This is a genomic window from Pseudomonas sp. BP01 (assembly GCF_022760795.1).
Lineage (GTDB): Bacteria > Pseudomonadota > Gammaproteobacteria > Pseudomonadales > Pseudomonadaceae > Aquipseudomonas > Aquipseudomonas putida_Q.
In genome coordinates, this window is the sequence record NZ_JAFBKA010000023.1 from 68586 (window position 1) to 89924 (window position 21339).

The 21339-nt window shown below is 60.1% G+C and carries 18 protein-coding genes and 6 pseudogenes; 8 read left to right on the forward strand and 16 right to left on the reverse strand.

The window, feature by feature from the left end; all coding sequences use genetic code 11:
* Positions 1 to 19: 19 nt before the first annotated feature.
* From tssH to JOY50_RS19925, 8 genes are all read right to left on the reverse strand, one after another.
* Positions 20 to 2617: a type VI secretion system ATPase TssH gene (gene tssH, locus JOY50_RS19890; protein ID WP_243055693.1), complete on the reverse strand. Its 2598-nt coding sequence runs from the start codon at positions 2615 to 2617 to the stop codon at positions 20 to 22.
* Positions 2614 to 3684 (reverse strand): type VI secretion system baseplate subunit TssG, encoded by a 1071-nt coding sequence (gene tssG / locus JOY50_RS19895; protein ID WP_041167706.1) that lies wholly within the window; start codon positions 3682 to 3684, stop codon positions 2614 to 2616. Before tssG ends, tssH begins: the two co-directional genes overlap by 4 nt.
* On the reverse strand, positions 3648 to 5468 hold the full coding sequence (gene tssF / locus JOY50_RS19900) for a type VI secretion system baseplate subunit TssF (protein WP_243055694.1): 1821 nt from the start codon (positions 5466 to 5468) through the stop codon (positions 3648 to 3650). The genes tssG and tssF overlap by 37 nt, the downstream gene beginning before the upstream one ends.
* A complete protein-coding gene (gene tssE / locus JOY50_RS19905; protein ID WP_028613918.1) occupies positions 5468 to 5950 on the reverse strand; it encodes a type VI secretion system baseplate subunit TssE in 483 nt (160 codons plus the stop codon). Before tssE ends, tssF begins: the two co-directional genes overlap by 1 nt.
* 26 nt (positions 5951 to 5976) lie before the next feature.
* Complete coding sequence (tssC, locus tag JOY50_RS19910; protein WP_016499529.1) at positions 5977 to 7479, reverse strand: type VI secretion system contractile sheath large subunit; 1503 nt, start codon at positions 7477 to 7479, stop codon at positions 5977 to 5979.
* A 14-nt stretch (positions 7480 to 7493) separates the two neighbouring features.
* The gene (gene tssB, locus JOY50_RS19915) at positions 7494 to 8033 is read right to left on the reverse strand and encodes a type VI secretion system contractile sheath small subunit (protein ID WP_012272397.1); all 540 of its coding nucleotides are present in this window, start codon (positions 8031 to 8033) and stop codon (positions 7494 to 7496) included.
* 64 nt (positions 8034 to 8097) lie between these two features.
* On the reverse strand, positions 8098 to 8847 hold the full coding sequence (locus tag JOY50_RS19920) for a hypothetical protein (protein WP_016499530.1): 750 nt from the start codon (positions 8845 to 8847) through the stop codon (positions 8098 to 8100).
* A gap of 523 nt (positions 8848 to 9370) precedes the next feature.
* Positions 9371 to 9922 carry a hypothetical protein gene (locus JOY50_RS19925; protein ID WP_243055695.1) on the reverse strand — a complete coding sequence of 184 codons (552 nt, stop codon included), beginning with the start codon at positions 9920 to 9922 and terminating at the stop codon, positions 9371 to 9373.
* On the opposite strand from JOY50_RS19925, the pseudogene JOY50_RS19930 reads away from it, so the two are divergent.
* From JOY50_RS19930 to JOY50_RS19945, 4 genes and pseudogenes are all read left to right on the forward strand, one after another.
* A pseudogene (locus JOY50_RS19930) lies at positions 9911 to 10168 on the forward strand (ADP-ribosylglycohydrolase family protein); the annotation flags it as partial. The gene JOY50_RS19925 and the pseudogene JOY50_RS19930 sit on opposite strands and share 12 nt — an antisense overlap.
* Positions 10169 to 10447: 279 nt before the next feature.
* A complete protein-coding gene (locus JOY50_RS19935; RefSeq protein WP_243055716.1) occupies positions 10448 to 11935 on the forward strand; it encodes a DUF6861 domain-containing protein in 1488 nt (495 codons plus the stop codon).
* Entirely contained in the window at positions 11932 to 13047 is a 1116-nt protein-coding gene (tri1, locus tag JOY50_RS19940) for an ADP-ribosylarginine hydrolase Tri1 (RefSeq protein ID WP_243055696.1), read from the forward strand. Before JOY50_RS19935 ends, tri1 begins: the two co-directional genes overlap by 4 nt.
* Before the next feature lie 58 nt (positions 13048 to 13105).
* Positions 13106 to 13804 (forward strand): hypothetical protein, encoded by a 699-nt coding sequence (locus JOY50_RS19945; RefSeq protein WP_243055698.1) that lies wholly within the window; start codon positions 13106 to 13108, stop codon positions 13802 to 13804.
* Between the two features lie 224 nt (positions 13805 to 14028).
* Here the strand turns inward: JOY50_RS19945 and JOY50_RS29325 are convergent.
* From JOY50_RS29325 to JOY50_RS19985, 8 genes and pseudogenes are all read right to left on the reverse strand, one after another.
* Positions 14029 to 14163: pseudogene (locus tag JOY50_RS29325) on the reverse strand (hypothetical protein); the annotation flags it as partial.
* Positions 14147 to 14359: a hypothetical protein gene (locus JOY50_RS29125; RefSeq protein WP_243055717.1), complete on the reverse strand. Its 213-nt coding sequence runs from the start codon at positions 14357 to 14359 to the stop codon at positions 14147 to 14149. The gene JOY50_RS29125 and the pseudogene JOY50_RS29325, both read right to left, overlap by 17 nt.
* Positions 14332 to 14549 (reverse strand): annotated as a pseudogene (locus JOY50_RS19960) (transposase); the annotation flags it as partial. The gene JOY50_RS29125 and the pseudogene JOY50_RS19960, both read right to left, overlap by 28 nt.
* 59 nt (positions 14550 to 14608) lie before the next feature.
* A pseudogene (locus JOY50_RS19965) lies at positions 14609 to 15252 on the reverse strand (group II intron maturase-specific domain-containing protein); the annotation flags it as partial.
* Positions 15253 to 15282: 30 nt separating this feature from the next.
* Positions 15283 to 15600 (reverse strand): annotated as a pseudogene (locus JOY50_RS19970) (hypothetical protein).
* Positions 15601 to 15689: 89 nt separating this feature from the next.
* Complete coding sequence (locus tag JOY50_RS19975) at positions 15690 to 15986, reverse strand: immunity protein Tsi6 family protein (RefSeq protein ID WP_243055711.1); 297 nt, start codon at positions 15984 to 15986, stop codon at positions 15690 to 15692.
* Positions 15983 to 16195 carry a polymorphic toxin type 46 domain-containing protein gene (locus tag JOY50_RS19980; protein WP_243055713.1) on the reverse strand — a complete coding sequence of 71 codons (213 nt, stop codon included), beginning with the start codon at positions 16193 to 16195 and terminating at the stop codon, positions 15983 to 15985. Before JOY50_RS19980 ends, JOY50_RS19975 begins: the two co-directional genes overlap by 4 nt.
* Positions 16140 to 16357: pseudogene (locus JOY50_RS19985) on the reverse strand (hypothetical protein); the annotation flags it as partial. The pseudogene JOY50_RS19985 and the gene JOY50_RS19980, both read right to left, overlap by 56 nt.
* 711 nt (positions 16358 to 17068) lie before the next feature.
* Here JOY50_RS19985 and tssI point away from each other — a divergent pair.
* The 4 genes from tssI to JOY50_RS20005 form a co-directional block, all read left to right on the forward strand.
* Positions 17069 to 18925, forward strand: a complete 1857-nt coding sequence (gene tssI / locus JOY50_RS19990) for a type VI secretion system tip protein TssI/VgrG (protein ID WP_016499540.1) — start codon at positions 17069 to 17071, stop codon at positions 18923 to 18925.
* Between the two features lie 10 nt (positions 18926 to 18935).
* A complete protein-coding gene (locus tag JOY50_RS19995) occupies positions 18936 to 19520 on the forward strand; it encodes a DcrB-related protein (RefSeq protein WP_061204083.1) in 585 nt (194 codons plus the stop codon).
* 33 nt (positions 19521 to 19553) lie between these two features.
* Positions 19554 to 20018 carry a DcrB-related protein gene (locus JOY50_RS20000; protein ID WP_016499542.1) on the forward strand — a complete coding sequence of 155 codons (465 nt, stop codon included), beginning with the start codon at positions 19554 to 19556 and terminating at the stop codon, positions 20016 to 20018.
* Positions 20019 to 20024: 6 nt separating this feature from the next.
* The coding region (locus JOY50_RS20005) for a DUF6531 domain-containing protein (protein ID WP_243055714.1) at positions 20025 to 21339 on the forward strand (1315 nt) is incomplete at its 3' end.

A 21339-nucleotide genomic window follows, 5' to 3' on the forward strand; every position in this document is an offset into this window, starting at 1 on the left:
CTAAACCTCCGGTCGTTGATCAGGCCAGGCGATAGGCGAAGTCGCCATCGCTGCCCAATTCGATCACAAGGCGTTCGATGGGCGTGTCCTGGGCCATGCGTTCGAGCACGCGCTGGGCGAGTTCGGGCATCAAGGTCTGGGACAAAATGTTGTCGATATTGCGCGCACCGCTGTCGACCTCGGTGCAGCGCGCAGCAATGGCTTTGACCAGCGCCTCGTCGTAGCTCAGTTCGGCCTGGTGGTTGCGGGCGAAGCGCTTGGCGATGCGCGCGAGCTTGAGGGCGACGATGCGCTCCAGGATCTGGTCCTGCACCGGGTAGAACGGCACGATGCTCAGGCGGCCAAGGAAGGCCGGTTTGAACACATGATTGAGTTCGTCGCGCAGGCCTTCGACGATGGCCTGCGGCGTGGGCAGCTCGGTGGCATTCAGGCAGGTCTGCATGATGCGCTCGGTGCCAGTGTTGGAGGTGAGGATGATCACCGTGTTGCGGAAATTGATTTCGCGGCCTTCACCGTCGTCCAGTACGCCCTTGTCGAATACCTGGAAGAACAGTTCGAGCACGTCCGGGTGGGCTTTTTCAACCTCGTCGAGCAGCACCACGCTGTACGGTTTGCGGCGCACCGCCTCGGTCAGCACGCCGCCTTCGCCATAGCCGACATAGCCGGGTGGGGAGCCCTTGAGGCTCGACACGGTGTGGGCCTCCTGGTATTCGGACATGTTGATGGTGATCAGGTTGCGCTCGCCGCCGTACAGGGTATCGGCCAGGGCCAGGGCGGTTTCGGTCTTGCCGACGCCGCTGGGGCCGAGCAGCAGGAACACACCGATCGGCTTGTTCGGGTCTTCCATGCGCGCCCGGGAAATCTTGATGCGCTTGCCGATTTCGTGCAGGGCATGGTCCTGGCCCAGCACGCGCTCGCCGAGCAGGGCCGGCAGGCGCTGTACGGTGTCGATTTCGTCACGCAGCATCTTGCCCAGCGGGATGCCGGTCCAGCCGCTAATGACCTGGGCGATGGCACCGCTGTCGACCAGCGCGTGCACCAGTGGCTGGTCACCTTGCACGCGCGCCAGTTCGGCGCGCAGGCTATTGAGCTGCCCGGCATCGGCGTCGTTGGCGGCATCCAGCGCCTTGAGCTGTTCGACCAGCGCCAGCTCTTGCTGCCACTGCTCGTTCAATTGCTGTTCCTGCTGCTGTTTGGCCTGCAGGCTGGCCTGCAGCTCACCCAGGCGGCGGTCATGGTCGTGGCCCTTGCCGGCTTCGTGGCCGAGCACGTCAATTTCTGCCTGCAGGTTGTCGATCTGTCGACGGCAGTCTTCCAGCAAGCCAGGCTGCGACGATTGTGCCAGGGCAATGCGCGCACAGGCGGTGTCGAGCACGCTGACCGCCTTGTCAGGCAGTTGGCGCCCGGTGATGTAGCGGCTGGACAGGCGCACCGCCTGCACCAGCGCTTCGTCCATCACCGCCACCTTGTGGTGCTCGCGCATCTTGCCCAGCAGCCCGCGCAACATGTGAATGGCCTTGTCCTCGTCAGGCTCTTCGACCTTTACCACCTGGAAGCGGCGGGCGAGGGCGGCGTCCTTCTCGAAGTACTTCTTGTACTCGGCCCAGGTGGTGGCGGCGATGGTGCGCAGTTCGCCACGCGCCAACGCCGGCTTGAGCAGGTTGGCAGCGTCGTTCTGCCCGGCCTGGCCGCCAGAGCCGATCAGGGTGTGGGCTTCGTCGATGAACAGGATGATCGGGTGCAGGCTGCGTTTGACCTCTTCGATGACCGCCTTCAGGCGGTTTTCGAACTCGCCCTTTACCCCGGCCCCGGCTTGCAGCAGGCCAAGATCGAGGGTATGCACGGCAACGCTCTTGAGCACAGTTGGCACATCGCCCTGGGCGATGCGCAGGGCCAGTCCTTCGACCACGGCGGTTTTGCCCACCCCGGCCTCACCGGTGAGGATCGGGTTGTTCTGCCGGCGGCGGGTGAGGATGTCGACCATCTGCCGCACTTCGAACTCACGGCCCAGCACTGGGTCGATGCGGCCTTCGCGTGCACTTTGGGTGAGGTTGACGGTGTACTGGTCCAGCGCAGGGGTCTTGCCGCCTGCCTTGCTGCTGTTGGCCACCGGTGCCGCCGGGCTGGCCAGGGGGCTTGCCTGGCGGGACTCGGCGCTGCCTTCGACGAGCGCGGCGAGGTTCAGGCGCAGGTCGTTGGCGTTGATCTTTTCCAGCTCCGGCGCCGAGGCAACGACCACCCGGCGCAGTTCGGCGTCGTCGAGCAGGGCTTGCAGCAGGTGGCCGCTGCGCACCTGGCCGACGCCGTACTCGATGGACGCCAGCAGCCAGGCCTGCTCGATCATGCGGGTAATGTGCGGCGACAGCGCCGGGGTGCGGGTATTGCCTTTCTTGAACGTGCCCAGGGCGGTGACCAGCTGCGCCTGCAGGCGCTCGGCGACCACCTCATAGTGGCGCAGGATCGGGGCCAGGTCATTGTCACCGGTGTCGAGCAATTGCAGCAGCAGGTGTTCCACCTCGACATCGTAGTGGTGCTCTGACAGGCAAAGGGCCGCTGCGCTTTCGGTGGCCGTGCGGCTGGTTTCGTTGAGCTTGGCGAACAGCGACTTCAGGTTCACAAGGCGACCCCATCGTAAGGAATATGGAAAACGGCGCAACGCGAAGGCTCCGCGTCACGGCCAGGGCGTTTGAGCCAGCCGAGCCAGCCCAACGCGACATTGCCGTTGCGGCCGAGCCGGGCGCACGGCACCGCCTCGCGCTTGAGGCGCGGGGCGATTTCAAAGTCCAGGCCGGCACCTATATAGAAGCGCACCAGCTCGACCAGCTTGCGATAGCACTCGGTACCAGGCTGGAAGCGCTGGTAATCCGCCAGGCTCAGTGGGCCCAGCTCAATGCGAATGCACGATTGGTAGTCCCACACCCGCTTGCCAGCAACGGCGCTGTGGCCAAGCTGGGCGTTGCGCCGGCCAAGCTGGGTGCGCTGCTCAGGCGGCAGGTGCAACCAGCGCCCGGCAAACTGCTTGACGTGGATCGGCAGCGAGAAATAGAAGCCGAGCATGCGCTCGAGGTTCAGCGCATTGCGCGGCTTCTGGCTGAGCAGGCCGGCAAAATAGCTGAACAGCTCGCGACGCAATGCTGACGGTTGTTCTTCAAACTTGAGCTTCTGCGCCCGCGGTCCGAGGCCCACCAGGTTGAGCAGGTAGCCATCGAAGCCCGAGCTGCCAGTGCGCTCGTGCTCGATATGGAATTTGTATTTTTGCCAGGCCTCGTAGAACAGCGTGGTCATGCGGTGCGAGAAAATGTCGAGAAAGGCATGGGCGGCATCGTCTCGAAACTGCACATGGCGCTCAAGCAGCAACTCGGTGTACGGACGCGGCAGCACGCCTGAAGGCCCGACCAAGCCCATGAAGGTAACCTGCACTTGCGACAGTGGCAGGCCGGCCGGCGAGACCTTGCCTGCGTGCTCGAAGTGCAGGTCGCTGACTTCGCTGGCCGGAAACGCCAGCGACAGCTGGGTGCGGAAACGCAGCGGGTCTTCGTGGGGCCGGGTTGCCAGGTCCATGCGCCCGGTGCGGCTGTAGTGCAGGCGGAGCAGGCGCACCAATTGAAAGAATTCGAATCGGTGCGGCTCGGCTCGGGCCTGATCGATCAGACCAGGGGCTGATCGCCAGTACGTGCTGGCCATTGGACGACTCTCTTTTCTCGTTGTTGGGTGCGCAGGGTCAGTTGGGTGAAGCTGTTCATCGAGCAGTACTGGCCGAAGAAGTGGTCCAGCACCATGCCGAACAGGAACACGCCACTGCCGGTGAATTGGTGCTCGTCGAGGGTGAGGGTAATGCCCACGCCCCGCACGAAGTTCGGCCGCGGATGGCCGATACGCGCAACTACCGGCTCGCTGTTGATGGCCTTGATGCCGTTGATCTGTTTGCGGATGGCCGAGACGTTGCGGTAGTTGTAAAGCGACAACAGCTCCAGCAGCACTTCACGGCCTTGGCTGACCAGTGACATATGGTTCAGCGACAGGTGCGCGATCAGGCGCCATATCAAGCCTTTGCCCAATGGCACACGCACCGTGGCGGTGGGTTTGCGCAGGCAGCGGATATCCTTGATTACCGAGTTGGCGGGAATGTTGAAATCGCCACGCTCGCCGCCGAACGGGAGCATGAGCGGCACATCGCGGTTGCTGCAGGTGAGGGCGATGCTGAGGGTGTCGCTGCTGGCGCTGATCAGCTCCAGGTCGCGGTCGACCACGCGAATGCTCATGGCAGTGGCGTCACCCTGGGCGCGCCGCCGGGCAACCCAGAAGCTGCTGTGCGGGTCTTGCTCGCCTCGCGGCTCGAAAAACGGCTGGCAAGTGGCAACCTGGTCGGTGCCCCCCAGTTTACGAACCCGACGCACACGGTCTATGGATACCACTTCTGCTGCGTTGTGCAGCCGGGTGTCCGGGGTGACCGGATACTCGTGCTGGGTGTGGGTCAGTTTGATCGGCTCGGCTTGCTGGCGAAACAGGTTGATGATGGGCGTGCAGTTGAGCTTGAAGTTGTTGCGCCCGATATTCTGGGTCAACCGCGCCAGTCGCTCGCCAAGGTCGTAGTCGGAAAAATAGAAATTGATGTCGACCTGCTCGATGGCCTTGCCCTGCAGAATGCGGGCAAAGCCACTGAGGTCGAAGAACATGAACTTGTCGGGGAACGTGAAATATTCGTGCAGCAGCCGGTAACCGAGGAACGAGCGCTCCGAGTAGTCAACCAGGCCTTCGTCGCGGGCATAGCCTACGGCCTTGAGGGCATCGGCGGGCAGTGCGACCTCACGGCGGCGGCCCTCGTCGTTGAAGCTCAAGGTCGCCTTGGCCAGGTTATTGAACAGCAATTCGTAAAGGTGCAGCATGAGCGTTGCTTCGCCGTCGAGGAAAAACCGCAGGCGGTCCATTTGCATCTGCCCGAACAGAGCATCGCCGGTGGCTGCAAGGCGGATACGCAGGTGTGCGACCAGGTCGGCACTGTGGCCGTTGAAGGCCGAACGTTCCATTTCGACGAACGAGGCCTGTTGCACGGCAATCGGCCACAGCTCTACCGGGTAGCACGTGCGGAACTTGCACACCACGCCCTCTATGGCGTTGGCATGCATCTCGGTATGGCGCGCCACCCGGTACGCTTCGGTGACTTTCTCGTGCCTGCCCAGGCTCAGCTCGGCAATCGACATCGAGGGGGTAGGGCGCAGGTAATGCGGGTACAGCACCTCAAGGAAGGATTCGACGATTTCCGGAAACTCGTCATCGAGCTTCTTGTGCACCCGCGCAGAAAGGAACGAGAACGCCTCGATCAGTCGCTCGGTGTGCGGGTCTTCGCAGTTGTCGCCCTCGATCAGCAAGCGCGAAGCGATTTTAGGGTACTGCGCGGCAAACTCCTGGCCGAGGAAGCGCAGGTGCGACAGTTCCTTTTCATAGTAGGGCAGCAGTTCGTCGAGCATCAGTTGAGGTTCTGCACTTTGTATTCCTGGGTGTTGACCTGCAGCACGGCGTCGAAAGAGACCTGGCGGCTGATGTCCTGCAGACGCAATACAGCGTCCACGCGGAAGGTCAACATGCGGTGGCCGTTTTGCTGGGCCAACAGCTGCACACGGACCCGCCGGAAACGCCGGTCTCCGGTACTGATCGCCCGCTCCAGCTGTTGCTGGATCAGGCGGCGGTCATGTGGGTCGAGCACGCTGCGGCTGATGAAGTCGGGCATGCCGTATTCAAGGATGGAACCACCGAGCTGGCTGAAGCCGTCGAGCTCTTCGGCGACCAGGGACTGGCGGGTATTCACCAGCACCTCAAGGTCACGGACGATGCTGGCCTTGTACTCGGCCAGCGAGCAGGTGCGCTGCGCGGCCGGCTCGGCCGACTGGAACGGACGGTCGTCCAGCAGTCGGTCGAGCAGCGAGGGCAGCAGGCGGGCCTGGTTACTCATGTGTCATCCCTGTACACACCGGCTTGTCAGCCGCGCGCCCCTTGAGGCAGTTCGGCGACCAGGCGCAGCGAGGCGGTCAGTTCGTCGAGCTGGTAGTGCGGGCGCAGGTAGGTTACGGCCTTGTACACGCCTGGCTTGCCTGGTACCTCGAACACCTCGGCGCGGGCTTCGCGCAGCGGGAACTTGGCCTTGGCCTCCTGGCTGGCGGTGTCGTCCAGCAGCACGTAGCTGGCCAGCCACTGGTTGAGGAAGCGCTCCACGTCCATGCGTGAGGCGAAGCTGCCGATCTTGTCGCGCATGATTGCCTTCATGTAATGGGCGATGCGCGAAGTGGCGAAAATGTACTGCAGCTGGGCCGACAGGCGTGCGTTGGCGTTGGCGATGTCGGTGTTGTATTGCTTTTGCTTCTGCGCCGACTGGGTGCCGAAGAACGCGGCATAGTCGGTGCCTTTGCAGTGCACCAGGGGAATGAAGCCCAGGTCCGACAGCTCTTTTTCGCGGCGGTCGGTGATGGCGATCTCGGTCGGGCACTTGAGGGCGATTTCGCCGTCGTCGGTCTTGAAGGTATGGGTTGGCAGGCCTTCGACCAGGCCGCCACCTTCTACGCCGCGGATGGCCACGCACCAGCCGTAGCGGGCGAAGGCATCGGTGACGCGGGTGCCGAGGGCATAGGCGGCGTTCATCCACAGGTACTTGTTGTGGTCGCGGCCGTCGACGCTTTCGACGAAGTTGAATTCTTCCACCGGCGTGGTATCAGGGCCATATGGCAGGCGGCCGAGCACGTGGGGCAGGGTGAGGCCGACGTAGCGTGAGTCTTCCGAGGCGCGGAACGACTTCCACTTGGCGTACTCGACGGTGTCGAAGAGATTTGCCAGGTCACGCGGGCCGGACATCTCGGTGAACGAGTCCCAGCCAAACAGCTCGGGGGAGGCGGCGGAGATGAACGGTGCATGCGCCGACGCTGCCACGTGCGAGATCTCTTCCAGCAGGTACATGTCTTCGGGGTTGCGGTTGAACTCGTAGTCACCGATCAGCATACCGAACGGCGCGCCACCGAAAGTGCCGTATTCTTCTTCGTAGACTTTCTTGAACAGCGCGCTCTGGTCGAATTCGCTGGCGGCCTTCAGGTCGCGTACCAGGTCTTTCTTCGAGGCGTTGAGCAGGTGGATCTTCAGCGTGGTGCTGGTTTCGGTCTGGTCTACCTGGTATTTCAGGCCGCGCCAGGAGGCTTCCAGCTGCTGGAACTCGCGGGCGTGCATGATCTCGTTCATCTGCTCGGAGAGCATCGAATCGATCTCGGCGATACGCGAGTCGAGCACGGCGATCAGGTCTTTGCTCGGCGTCATCTCACCTTCGAGCACCTGGTTCACCAATTCGCCAATCAGGTCGCGGGTGCGGTTGCGCTCGGTGTCGGAACGGGCCACGCGGCTTTGCGAAATGATGCTGTCAAGCAGTGAGGGCTGTGGCGCGAAGTTTTCTACTTCGACCAGTTCGCCGGCCTGTTGCGGTGCGGTTTGCTTGTCGGTCATGTTCGGGCTCCTGCTCAGGCGCGATCGCTGCTGGATGGGTCTTTCACTTCGGCTTCACGGCCGAATTCCTTGCCCAGGGTCTTGAGTTTTTCGGTGTTCTGCAGCACGTCCATCAGCAGCTCTTCGAGCTTGTCGTTGCCGCCCATCTTGTTGCGCAGGTCGGCCAGTTTGTTGCGCACTTCAAGCAGCTTGCGCAGCGGCTCGACCTGCTTGACCACGTTCTGTGGCTCGAAGTCTTCAAGGCTGTTGAAGTTCAGCTCCACGCCCAGCTGGGTGCCGTTCTTGGCCAGGGTGTTGTCGACCCGGTAGGTCAGGCGTGGCTTGATGCCCTTGAGCACACCGTTGAAGTTGTCCCGGTCGATGAAGACGAACTTGCGGTCCTTGAGCTTGGGCAGCGGCTCCAGCGGGTTGCCGGAAAAGTCGCCCAGTACGCCGACGACGAAGGGCAGCTCCTTTTTCTCGATGGCATCGCCGATGTCCACGTCGTAGGTGATATGGACCCGCGGCGCGCGGACGCGGTCGAGTTTGTGCTGGGTGCTTTCCTTCTTCGCCATCGTGTTCTCCAGTGCTAGCAGTTCGCTGCGAATCATTGCGCGGCCCGGTGTGGGGCACTGCGGGTTACAGTCCTTCGATCGTCAGCAGCAGGCGCTGACGGATGTCGTCGTTCATTTCCAGAATGTTGTCGCGGCCCACCAGTTCTTCGAAGCTGGTGTTGCCGGCAATTTGCGTGCTGCTACGGATGACCGAATCGTCGGGAAGTTCCGAGCGCACCGGCGAGCTGATGACGCAGAACGGCAGGTCGCCAAAGCCTTTGAGGCGTTCGAAGCTCAGCCCGTAGCGCAGGCCTTCGAACAGCCGGCCAAGGCCAGGCGACTTGCTCAGGCAGTAGAACAGCACGAGGTAGTGCACCACGAAGCGGTACAGCTCGGCGCTGCTGCGATTGGGGTCTTTGATGACATTGCGAAACCGCGCCAGGTCGAAGGCGTGGAAGCCCACTACCCAGCGGGTTGGGCTGGTGATACGGATGGTCTGGCCGCTCTGTTCGAGGACCTTGTCGTATTCCAGCGGGAACAGTTCGGGGGTGGTGCTGATCAGGTTCAGCGGTACTTCCAGCTCGGTGACCAGCTGGAACGGCGCGGCCGAGCCGATACGCTCGTAGAGTTCGACCAGGGCCTGGAAGTGGCCCTGGGTTTCGCGCCCGCTGCTGCGCTGGGCGCCTTGCAGGTATTCGCCAAACAGGGTTTGCGGACGGATCAGCGGTGCCACGGTGGCAAGGTAATCCGCCGCCTGCGCCTTCAGCGCATCGGAGATCGCCCGCGTCTGGCTACGCAGCTTGATCAGTGCTTCGACATCGAATGATTGTGTCATCGGTACATCGCGTCCATGTGCCTGCTTGATCGTCCTGAACGCCAGTGGCGTCGACCTGAAATTGAGCCATCGGCTGCGGCAAATCTGAGTGCTGGCACATGAATATTGTGTTGCCAGCAATGCCGACTAGGGCACCTCGCTGAGGAAGAAGTTCCGGCGAGGGTGGCGATTTTTTCCCTGTTTTACGACGCTGCGCAATAATGGCGCTGTGATATTGACAGCGGTACTGGTCGCAGGAAATGGGGGGTTTAAGCCCTAAAGACTGGGTGCGAAAGGGGCTGGGAAGACATAAAAATCATTGGCAAAAGTTTTTTTCAAAAAGTGAATCAGTTCTCATTTTGTGGGCTGGCCGCCTGCGCGTTGCGGGGTAAGGGAAGCGCGTCAGGATGATGGCAATGCGACGAGTTTTGTCGCATCCAGCGGGGTAACTTTATTGTTCAAAATCGATAGCTAGCGCGATGCTAGTAGGTGCGGGTAGGTGCGGGATTGCCCGCGAACACCGGCGCAGCCGGTTGCATCCAACTCAGCGACCATCGACCTGTACGCAAACGTCTCTGCCATTGATTGCCTTACATGGCCAATTGTCGTTGATGTAATGATCCGGCTTGAAGCACACGCGTTCATCGTTAACCCAGAACATCTGCCAACCGGAGCCCGAGATCCTGAGCTTCGGGCACGACCAGTAGCCCTTTGCCGAAAGCGTTGCTGTGGTCAGCGTAATCATTGCCGGTGCGACGATAACCATCAGCACAACCGTCAGTTGCAGCGAGCGTAGCTGGAACCCATGCAGCCAAGAGGTTTTCAGTGGGTCAAACTTTCGACCGGTCCATGCGGCGATCAGGCTACCAACGCTCAGGCAAGGCCCCAGCGGAATGAATGCAATCATGAAGAAAGCTTTGAGCGGGGTTTCCACGACCGGCGCATTACGGTAGATCCGGCCGTAGAGGGGTACGATATCCGTCCATAAGGCGTACACCGCCAGTGCTCCCATGGCGAGCATGGACAGCATCAGACCGATGGCCGTAAGCCGGAAAAGAACAGGGGACCTTTCGTAGAGTTCGGGATGGTCTTTCATGTGTGCCTGAGCATTCCCTGGCTGCCGCGGATCAAACCAGCATGGCTGGACAACAGATCCTGGACGTTATCACAGGACCAGGCACTGGATCGCGCTCAGGGCGCATTGCCTGGTCGGGCGATTGGTGATGCAGTAGGCACGACGCTGGAGTTTGAGCGGCGCGATCAAGGGCATGTTAACGATATGGTCGGCGGTACTCCTTTCCGCCTGGCGCCTGGTGAGTGGACCGACGATACCAGCATGGCCTAGTGCCTGGGGGACGCCTACGCAAGCCAAGGCAAGTTCGATTCTGCAACCTTCATGAGCGACTTTACGTGGACTAGCTGGCAACGCCCAAGTTACGGTGCTAACCATTTGCCATCATTGCTGTGTCGCGATGGTCTGAGGAAAATGCTGATGTCGGGAAATTAATTTCACGAACGATGGTCACACATCAGCATAGCGGCAATGCGCTATCGCTTGCCCCCTTCAGTACTTGCCGGGGTGCGTGATAAGCACGCCATTCAAAGGACAGTGATTCAGAAAATGGACCTTTTAGCCAACGTCCCCAGTTGGAGCGACGTAGAGCGCAACCTCGACCAGAAGTTCAGCGCTGTGAACCAGAGCATTAGCCAAGGGTTGCAGGGCGCCCACGACAGCTGGGACGGGTTCACCCGACGGGTCAGTGATGGCGCCAGCCAGGCTTATGGCTACATGGGTGGCCATCGCATCGACAACGTGCAACAGGCGCTGGCGATGTCGTATCCGATCTTCCAGGAAGACCTCAAGCGGAAGTGGGCCTCCATCGGTATCGAGCAGATCCTGCCAGTGCTGCTGCAACTGGTGAAGGAAGTGTCGATGATCCTGGGGGGCAGCATCGCCGTAGGCTCAGCGGCTGGTGGTGCGATCGGTGCCTTGGCCTTTGGGGTGGGGGCCGCACCAGGCGCCGTGGCGGGGGCTGGGATCGGTCTAGAAGTCGGCAACCTCATTCTGCTGGCGTTGGGGCTTTCGGCCATCGCCGAGTATTTCATCAAAGGTTTGCCCGCCTGCCTGGCTACGCTGCATGAAGGGATTGCCACCGCCTGGAATGCTGAAGAAGGCGTCAAGCCTGCCGGCCTCGACCCGACCGGAGGCTCGGCGGCGCTCATCCAGGAACGGACCGAACGTGCCGCCCGTCAACTCGCTCGAGGCCAGGAACAGTTAGTGTTGCTACTGCTGGTGGGCATCGTCACTTACCTGCTGCGTGGGCAGGTGAAGGCCGGCATCATGGGCAGCATGGAGAACATCGCCAGCCGCAGTGCCAAGCTGCAGGCCGATATCGCCAACAAGCAGTTCGGCACTTGGCTTGCCAAGAATGAATCCAAGCTACTGGCTCATCCAGACCTGCAGATCAAGGACCCGACGCCCCTCAAAAAACCTGAACTGCCGGAGCCGCTCCGTCGCCCGGAACCAGCACCAGCGGCCAAGCCCGTTGCCAAACCGACGGTCATGTCCTTGCGTGATGCTGTGGGCAAGCAGACCGCAGACCGCTGGACGGAGACTGGCAGGCGTATCGCCGACATCGCCGACCCCAAACGCTCTGCGATGCTTACGGACGACCAGATCGGCGCGCTGCATGGCTATACGACCAATGAAGGGTACCAATGGATCAACCCGGCCCTGCGCGGGCAAACCCCGTTCACGCCACAGATGGAGGCGTTCGTCGCGCACGCGAACGAAGGGCTTGCAAAACTGCCGTCCTACACATTAGGTGATACCTTCCGCGGCACCAGATTGCCCTCCGATATCCTGTCGCGGATGCAGGTTGGTCTGCCAACCAGTGATGCGGCATTCTTGAGCACATCTGCAGACCCGGCCCTGGCATTCAACGGCAATGTGAAGATGACGCTGCAAGGCATTACTGGCAAAGACATCAGCTTTCTCTCAGGCCATAAGGAGGCTGAGGTATTGTTCGCGCCTGGCACGCGCTTCAATGTTGTCGACAGGGTCGACAATGGCTCCGTTACCCAATTCATTCTCAAAGAAATCCCATGATCGATCTAAGAAGCTCAAACGCATTGCTGGCCGACTACGTGCAACGTTATGCGCATCTGTCGCCGGAGCCCTCCCGGCAGTTGCAGCAGCGGATGGACTACACCTTGCAGCCTGATGCGCCGGCGGCGCCGGCGGTCAAGCCAAGCTGGCTGCATTCCAGGGCCTGCACATTGACCGCGGAGCAGGCACTGGACCGCGCCAGGGGCGCGCTGCTTGGCCTGGCCATCGGCGATGCGGTCGGCACCACGCTCGAGTTCCAGGCCCGCGACAGGGGCCAGGTGAGCGACATGGTCGGGGGTGGCCCGTTCAACCTTGTTGCGGGTGAGTGGACTGATGACACCAGCATGGCGCTGTGCCTGGCAGACACGTATGTGAGCAAGGGCAAGTTCGATTACGCCACCTACGCCGATGCCTTGGTCCGCTGGTACCGGCGCGGGGAAAACAGTGCCAACGGTCGTTGTTTCGATATCGGCAATGCCACGCGCAATGCCCTTGAAGGCTGGCTGCGCGAGGGCATTACCTGGCAAGGCAACTATGACCCCTCGACGGCTGGCAATGGCTCCATCATCCGCCTTGCGCCTACGGCAATCTTCCGCCGGCACTCGCTGTCGGCAAGCTGGTGGGAAAGCGTCACGCAAAGCAGCGTGACCCACAACGCCGACGAGGCAGTGAACTGCTGTCAGCTGTTTGCGGCACAGCTGCATCTGGCGCTCAACGGTGCAGACAAGCAAGAGACCCTGGCCCCAGCGGTGCGTTCGTTGCGGCCTCGCCCGATGATCATCAATGCGGGCGAGTACAAGCAAAAGAGCCGCGAACAGATCCGCTCCTCCGGCTACGTCATCGATACCTTGGAAGCAGCACTGTGGGCCGTATGGAACACCGACAACTTCAAGGACGCGATCCTCCTGGCCGCCAATCTTGCCGATGATGCCGATAGTGTCGCGGCCACCGCCGGCCAGTTGGCGGGTGCGCTGTACGGCGTATCCGGCATGCCGCCGGAGTGGGTGGAGAAGGTTGCGTGGTCGCAACATATCCAGGAACTGGCAGCCAAGCTGTTCGATCTCTCGCCGCAGCATGACGAACTGGACGCATTGCTTTATTGCCAGCCTTGACGGCAACCGGTTTGGGGACTGACTTGGGCGATTACCTGACTGGGAAACATTGAATTAAATGTTTACGACCGAACGGTTTTTTGCGCGAGTTTGGGCCTTCTGGTTTTTGACGCTTATGATTTCAGTGTTGACACTTGGGGTGGCGCCGAAGATTGTTTTTGTGCCCATGGCTGTAGCGTCGTTTGTTACATTTTGCTGGTGCGTGAAATGTGCCTATCTTTCTGAAAGATTTGCTGACTTTGCGTCCTTACGTCTCTGTTTCAGCTTGACTTCCGTGCCGCTTTTCGCATTTGTCCTGTCAATGGCGATAACGTACAAACAAGCAAAAATGGGAGGCGTAGCGGCGCTTGCGATCAGCGCCGTGCCGCTCATTCTTACTGCGCTGGCTTTCGCATTGGCCTATGGGCATAGAACCAAAGCGAGTTCATTCCTGTTACGCGGTGAGCGGGTAGAAGTATTCGAACCCGAGCAGGCCAATTCGTGGGTTGTGGGCGGGCTTGGTGCAGGATTGAGTAGTCTGCTGTATCCGACGATTAAGAACTATAATAGTTCAATGGCCGTGGTGCTGTGTGTGATGGTTTTCATTTCGCTGTATATGGTCTTCTACAATCGCACCAATATCGCTTCGTTAAGGGCGTTAAAAGAACGCGAGCGTCGTGAGGCGCGTCAATACACATTTCTTGAGATCGAATATGTGCGTGCGTTACGTGATGCCTCATGGTTGGCTCGGTTTTTTTCACTCAAGAGCCGAAAATAAGCGATTTTGGCGAGGTGTGCAGGTTTCGGCAGCGTGGCAAGGTACGATTTCCGCCTGAACCAATCGTTGAAAGCTTATAGCTACTGCAATCCGGAAAGATCGCCGTTCGTACCTTTGACTATCGTCAGTCGCGCAACTTCTTTCCGGTGACCATGCAGAGTCTCAATGAACAGGGGGATGTAATCGGCAGACTTATAGCCCTGTGACTTGAAGAAGTTGGCAGGAATATCCTGGTTGTCTCGGTGTCCTGCCAAGTTACCAGTTCGAACAAGCTTCTTGTATGTACTCCATCTTTTTCTAATCTTGATTTTTGTTTTTGGCTTGGAATTTCTTAAAGGAGCTCTACTCCTCTTCTTCAATCAATGCCATGTAAAATTCTGCAAATAACTGACTGAGATTACGATCGTGCTGTAAGTTGGTTTCCGGTAAGTAGCGGTAACCAGGTATGTCTCTAGCCTCCATCGGGGCATGAATTTTTCCATTTTCAGCTTTGAATAAGAGACCGCGTAGGGTGTTGAGCACAAGCTTCGCACGGGCAGCGACCTGCCATATCACCTGCCGTCCCTCGTGTTCTGGCCGCTTTTCCACGCCTGTGTAACCCGCATCCGCACACGACATTCTCTTCGCCATGCAATAGCTGAGCGACCTCCGTCACGTCAGCTACGTTCGCGGCGGTACCATGAACGTGATGCACCAGACCCGATTCAGCATCCGCACCGATGTGGGCCTTCATGCCGAAATGGTGAGTCGGCCACAGGAACTGCCCCCGTAGCCGCTCGCAGAACCGTTCGTGACACTCTCGCGTCATACGGCGCCCGTTATCCAACCTGTTGCTCGGTTACTTGCCAGTGATAAAACAGTCGAGGGGCAGTCGTATGCACCGTGTCCAACCATTGAGATATACGCCGCTTGCGCCCGTGAAGTATTTTGTACTTACGACCGGCCCAACGCTTGAGCCCGCTATCGATATGTCGAAACATACCAAGCATGGCCGTCTGATAGAACGCGCCATAGTACTGCCACCAACCTTGTATCACTGGGTTGTAAAGCCGAGCCACAGCAGCCAGCGTCACATGAGTTTGGCGGCTGACCCGCCACTCGCGCACTGCTCGCCGCATTCGCTTCAACACTTGCGCACTGTCCCGGAAGGAAGCTGGTGAAAAGCTTGTTGTGCTGGCCGATTGCTTCCTGGGTCTAAAAGTGAAACCAAGGAAGGTAAAGCTCACATGCGGATACCCTGCGCGTCGATTGCTGTCCTTGCAGTACACGATTTTCGATTTCTCGGGATGCATCGTGAGGCCACAAACCGCTAGACGTGAAGCGATTGAACGCATCACGTGTTCTGCTTGCCTCTCGCTACGACAATGCACAACCGCATCATCGGCATACCGGGCAAAAGGACAGTTTGAGCTATTTCGTTGCATCCATGCGTCAAAGGCGTAATGAACTCATGAAAAGATGGCAAGGCTGCCCGCCCATCATCCCTGGGAGGGTTTCTCCCCCATGCGCGCCTTTAGCTTGTGCAGGGTAGGGGACTCGCCCCCGGACAGCTCGATACGAAACTCGGCGAAGGCGTGCTCGAGATCGGCATACCGCTGCAGCCCTTCTTCGGTGAACAGATAGCTTCCGGGGATGTCACGTCATTCCATCGGGGTGCGGATCCGCTGCTGCTTTGCCGCGTTCAACAAGAGCGTCAGCTCTACACTCAACTTCATGGCGGCCGGGTCGTGTGACTTCAGCCGGTCAATGATGACACGCAGCGCTATCGATTTTTGCCGGAGTGCGTAAATGTCCATCGTGGCTCAGCCTGCTGGGTGTAGGGTTTATAGCTTTCGTCAGTGACTGCGCTCGATGTTCAGTGTCTGGCCTGATCGAACGTCGGCAATCAATCGGGCAGTTGAATTTTGAGGCCACGAGCCGACTGGATGACTACGTAATAGGCGTCTTTCAGTGCTCTGGCCAACTCGGGGTCATTTTCTTCGAATTCTTTCGAGGCAATGGCACCGATACTGAGTTGGTGGAGTTTCGATTTATCTTGCTCACGCCCTTCGAACACGGCTTTCACATAGTCAAGTTGGTTTAGTAGCATCCCATAAATGGGGTAAGCGGGACAGGCCTTGTTCCGCTGCGCGGTGATGTCGATAGCCTTCTGGACATAGCCGAGGGGGGGTGTGGGTTTCATAATGCACCTGGTGTTATCAGTTTGAAGAGCTCGCGTTGGCCAGAGGTCATCTGCCGAGCACCGCCAATGGCGTTATAGGGTTGGGAAGGAACGGACCAGGTATCCAGTACCGGTGCCGAGGTGCTCCTCAGCAGCGTGACCTTCTCAGTGCTCTGATAGACGCATGGCCTGGCGCACGTTGTCGATACGCTGGCCACCGAGGTAGCCATAGGCGCCTGGTTGGCGCCATTGCTCACTCGTCGGCTGAAACCGTCCCAGGCCTCATGGGCGCTGTTCAGGCCGCTGTCGACGCTCTGGTTGAGCTCGCTGAATTTCTGCTCGAGATTGCGTTCGATGTCTCCCCAACTGGGGATGTTGGCTAAAAGATCCATTTTCGCTTCACTGTCCATGGAAGTGGCGGCGCTCGGCGGCGAGCGCAGCATGTCGCTTCAGACCTCAGGATGGGGGCGAAGTCCGGCGGAGAACCCATTGTTCTCATGACAGGCGTGCGCGGCAATGATGGCAATTGAGCCTAGCTGCACGGCTTTGTGGCTGACCGCATCCCGCAAGTGCCATTACGGCCGCTTTCGCAATGGCCATTTGCCGGAATTGGCCGGTGGCGAAAAACTTGAACCAATCCACGTTATGAAACATTTTTCTCCGCAAGTGGAGCTGATGCGTTTGGTAGCGAGACAGTTCGAGTGGGAGCTGTCCGGCCTGGGCGCTGATCGATACCTCAAGAACCTTCTGTGGCGGGCCATTCGGCGATTGCCGGGTCGCCTCCGGGCGCCAGTGAGGAAGATGAAAGATGGCGATATGACATTGCCTTACAGGGCGGTATTGCCCGGTTTTCCTAGGCCTGTAGTGAGTTGACAGGGCAGCTTTTGCCGGTGTTTCCTTTGGGCCTTTCTGCCTGCCTGGCATTCGGGAATGTGAACCCTGTCGCATTTATTTCAATGCACGATGGCACTTTCCTTTCTGCAGGCAGTCGCATGATTCCGCAAGCACGCGCGTTATGCGCGCATGCAGAATACGCCCGCAAGATCAGGGTTGCAGCTGAGCATCGCAAGCGCGTGCTGGCCGTGTTTTCAAGGAGATTTCGCATGATCATGGACTTGGCCTCCGCGCTGCTGTCGCCACAGAACCGCCGCCTGTTCAAGTTTCACAACCTGGCCAACCCCGAGCAGGAGCTGCTGCTGGAAACCTTCAAGGGCACCGAAGCCCTGTCGCGGGCGTTCAACTACGAACTGCTGCTGGTCTGCGAAGACTCCGGCGTGCCGCTCAAATCCATGATGGGCCAGCACGTCAGCATCGAGATCGAACTGGCCGAAGGCGGCCCGCGGTACATAACCGGCTACCTCACACGCTTTGCCAGCATCGGCAGCGACGGCGGCATGGCGCGCTATACCGCTACCCTCAACCCGTGGTTCTCGATGCTGAAGAACCGCTTCGACACGCGGATCTTCCAGGGCAACACGGTCGAGGAAGTGGTCACCGAAGTGTTCGCCCTGTGTCCGGCGTTTTCCCGCCACGAGTTTCGCCTGACCCGGCCACAGAAGCGCTACACCTACATCACCCAGTACCGCGAAACCGACTTCAACTTCGTCCAGCGCCTGCTGGAGGAAGAGGGGATGTTCTACTACTTCGAGCACACCGCCGAAGGCCACACCATGATCATCTGCGATGACTCCAGCACGCTGGTGGCCATCCCCGAGCAACCGCAAATCCGCTTCCACAGCGCCTCGGTCACCGAGACCGCCGACTCCATCACCCAGTGGAGCGGCAACCGTCAACTGCAATCCGGCAAGATGGCCACGCAAACCTTTGACTACCGCCAACCGAACAACCGCCTGCCGGTGGCGCTGAACAGCGTGAACAAGCAGGGCGATGTCGAGAACTTCGAGATCTACGACTTCCCCGGCCAGTACACCCACGGTACCTATGACGAAGGCGAAACCCTGCTGCGCCTGCGCATTGAGGCGCTGGAGCTGCGCGGCAAGAAGTTCGAAGGTGCCAGTAACTGCCGGGCCATGAAGCCAGGCTATACCTTCGAGCTGCTGCAGCACTACATCCACGACCAAGGCCCGTTAGAAGACCGCCAGTTCCTGCTAATGAGCGTGGAAAGCGAAGGCCACAACAACTACCTAACCGGCCAGCAGGCCAGCTACTTCAACACCTTCAGTTGCGTGCGCAAGAAGATCCCGTTCCGCCCGCAGCTGAGTACGCCCAAACCGACCATTGCCGGCCCGCAGACCGCGATCATCGTCGGCCCACCGGGTGAGGAGATCTTCACCGACGAACTAGGCCGGGTGAAGATCCAGTTCCACTGGGACCGCAATGGCAAGTACAACGATCACAGCTCTTGCTGGGTACGTGTCGCCCAGTCCGGCGCCAGCGGCGGCTTCGGCAGCATTCAGATCCCACGCATAGGCGACGAAGTGGTTGTGGTGTTCCTCGACGGCAACCCCGACCGGCCGCTGATCATGGGCAGCCTGTACAACAGCACCAACACCCCGCCATGGTCGCTGCCGGCGAACAAGACCCAGAGTGGGTTCCTGACACGTTCGATGAAGGGCGACGGCGGTACCGCCAACTTCTTCCGCTTCGAAGACAAGGCCGGCGCCGAGCAGATCATCATGCATGCCGAGCGCAACATGGATACCGAAATCGAGCTGGATGAGACCCATGATGTAGGGAACAACCGCTCGATCACGGTTGGCGGTACGCACACCGAAACGGTCAAGAAAGACACCGTGGTGCAAGTGACCGAAGGTTCTTACACCCTGCAGGTCGACAACCAGTTCATCCAGGTGGCCGCCAAGCAGCACATCATCCTGCAGGTGGGCGACAGCAGCATCACGCTGACCCCGGAAGGCATCGAGATCAAAGGCAAGGTCATCGTGACCACCAGTACCGATACTACCCAAATCACTGGCGCCGCAGTGCGGATCAACGACTGAGGCAAGGTACATGTACAAGCCCTCGATCTACGACCGCATCTCCGCCAGGCGCGAAGCGCAAGAGGAGGCAGCGCGCCTGGCCAAGCTGGCAGAAGCTGCTCATGTGCCCGAACCTGTGCCCACACCGGAACCCGTGCCGGCAGTGCTGCAGGATGTGGCCAGCGGTTTCACCTTCGCGGGTTTCAACCTGCAATTTCCAGTTGGCTTTCGTTTCCGCGATATCCAGACCACCCTCGAGCATGAAGGCGAGCCAGTCAGCCTCAGCATCCGCCGCCGTGATGTACGCGCCAGGCAGCCGCTGGAGCAATTGTTCGAGCGTGCAATCGAGGCCTTGCGCGAAATGAGCCCGCAACTGCGCGTGATTCGCAAACGTGACTGCCACCTGGCCGGCAACCCCGCCAAAGTGGTGGATTTTCACTTCAATGCCGGCCACGAGCCCCGCCACGGTCGCCTGGTCGGCGCGCTGGTGCCCATCGCCGGCAGCGAGTCACTGCAATGGCTGGATATCTCATGCGTAATCGACCCCAGCAAGCCGGGCCTGAGCCAGTGGCTGGCCGAGTTTGACCGCATGCTCGATGGCTTCGCGCTGAGCTGACCCCCATTTTTTGTTATCAGGAATTTTCATCGCATGGATTACGAGTTGCAGGAAGGCGGCATAGCGCTGCCAGCAGGGTTCGAGGACCGCACGGTCAACATGTTCGTCTTGGGTGCCAGTGTTCCCGCGCCGTTGAGCATCACCATCTCGCGTGACACCTTGCTGCCAGACGAAGCCCTGCAGGCCTATGTCGATCGCCAGGTCAAGATGCTGACCTCCAAGCTGCGTGGCTACACCCGTTTGGGCAACAAGGCCGTCGCGCTTTCTGCTACCGCACCCATTGCCGGTATTCAGATCGACGCCTATTACATGAACCAAGGCCGCCCGCTTTACCAGCGCCAGGCGGCCTTCATCATCAGCCCTGGCCGTGCGCTGATCTTCTCCACCACTGCACAGGCCGATTTCAGTGCCCAACAGAACCAGGACTGGGACAACCTGCTGGCGAGCTTCACTCCGCGCACGCCCGTAAGCCGTTCCGAGCCCGGCGAACAGGAGTAGCCCCTCATGTTCGAAGCGGCCAGGTTCGGCGACGAGATATCGCACACCAGCGCGTTGGGGGGCTTCCTGATTGGCGCCGCCCTGGGTATCGCACTGGTTGCCACGGTGGCCATCGCCACGTTCACCTGCGGGTTCGGCGTGGCGTTGCTGGCCGGCCTTGCAGCTGGTATTGGAGGCAGCTTGCTGACCGCTGCCGGAGAGGCGATAGGCAGTATGTTCTCGTCCCCTTCAGGGACGATAACCACTGCCTCACCCAATGTATTCATCAACAGCCGCAAGGCTGCGCGTGTTGAAAAAAGCATTGGCGCCTGCGACAAACACCCGGGGCCGGTGCAAATTGCCGAAGGCTCGACCAATGTGTTCATCAACAGCGTGGCCGCTGCGCGCAAGGGCGACAAGCTGACCTGCGGCGCGACCATTTCCGGTGGTTCTGACAACGTCATCATCGGCGGCGGCACCCACCGCTACCTGCCCGTGGACGATGAAGTCCCGGAGTGGCTGCGCACCACCGTGGATGTGCTGATGGCCATCGCCGGTGCCGCAGGCGGTATTGCCCAGCTGATCAAGGCCGGTACCCAAGCCGGCATGAAAGCCATCATGCCTTGCGCGCTGAAGTTCACTGCCGGCTTCGTCGCCGGTGAAGTGGCCAGCCGCTACGTGGTCGAACCCGTGGCCCGCAAGGCGATCGGCGGCCTGGTCGGCAACCCGGTCGACCTCACCACGGGCCGCAAGCTGATCCCCGATGAAATCGACTTCAGCCTGCCGGGCCTGATGCCGATCGAGTGGTCGCGCTTCTACGCCAGCGACCTTTCGGTCGATAGCGTGCTCGGTCGCGGCTGGGTGCTGCCCTGGGAGCAGAGCCTGCGCCGCCAGGGTGGCTTCATCTACCTCACCGACAACCAAGGCCGCGAAGTCCCGTTCGTGACCCTGCAACCGGGCGAACGGATCTACAACCCGCATGAGCAGGTGTACCTGGTGTGCACCGAGGGCGGCCACTACATCCTGCAGACCCTCGACAACCTGTTCTTCTATTTCGGCGAAGTGCCCGACACCAACACCGAAGTGCCGCTGCAACGCATCGAGAACGCCCTCGGCCACTTCCTGCACTTCACCCGCACACCCGACGGCATGCTGACTGACATCAGCGCCACCGGCGGCACCCGCGTGCACTTGCACTACGACAACCCGCTGGGGCGCCTGACCGACATCAAGCGCGTGGTCAACAATGAGGCGGTCGAAACGCTCACCCAGTACCGCTACGACGAACACGGCCAGCTGAGCGCGGTGATCAACCGCAACGGCGACACCGTGCGCAGCTTCA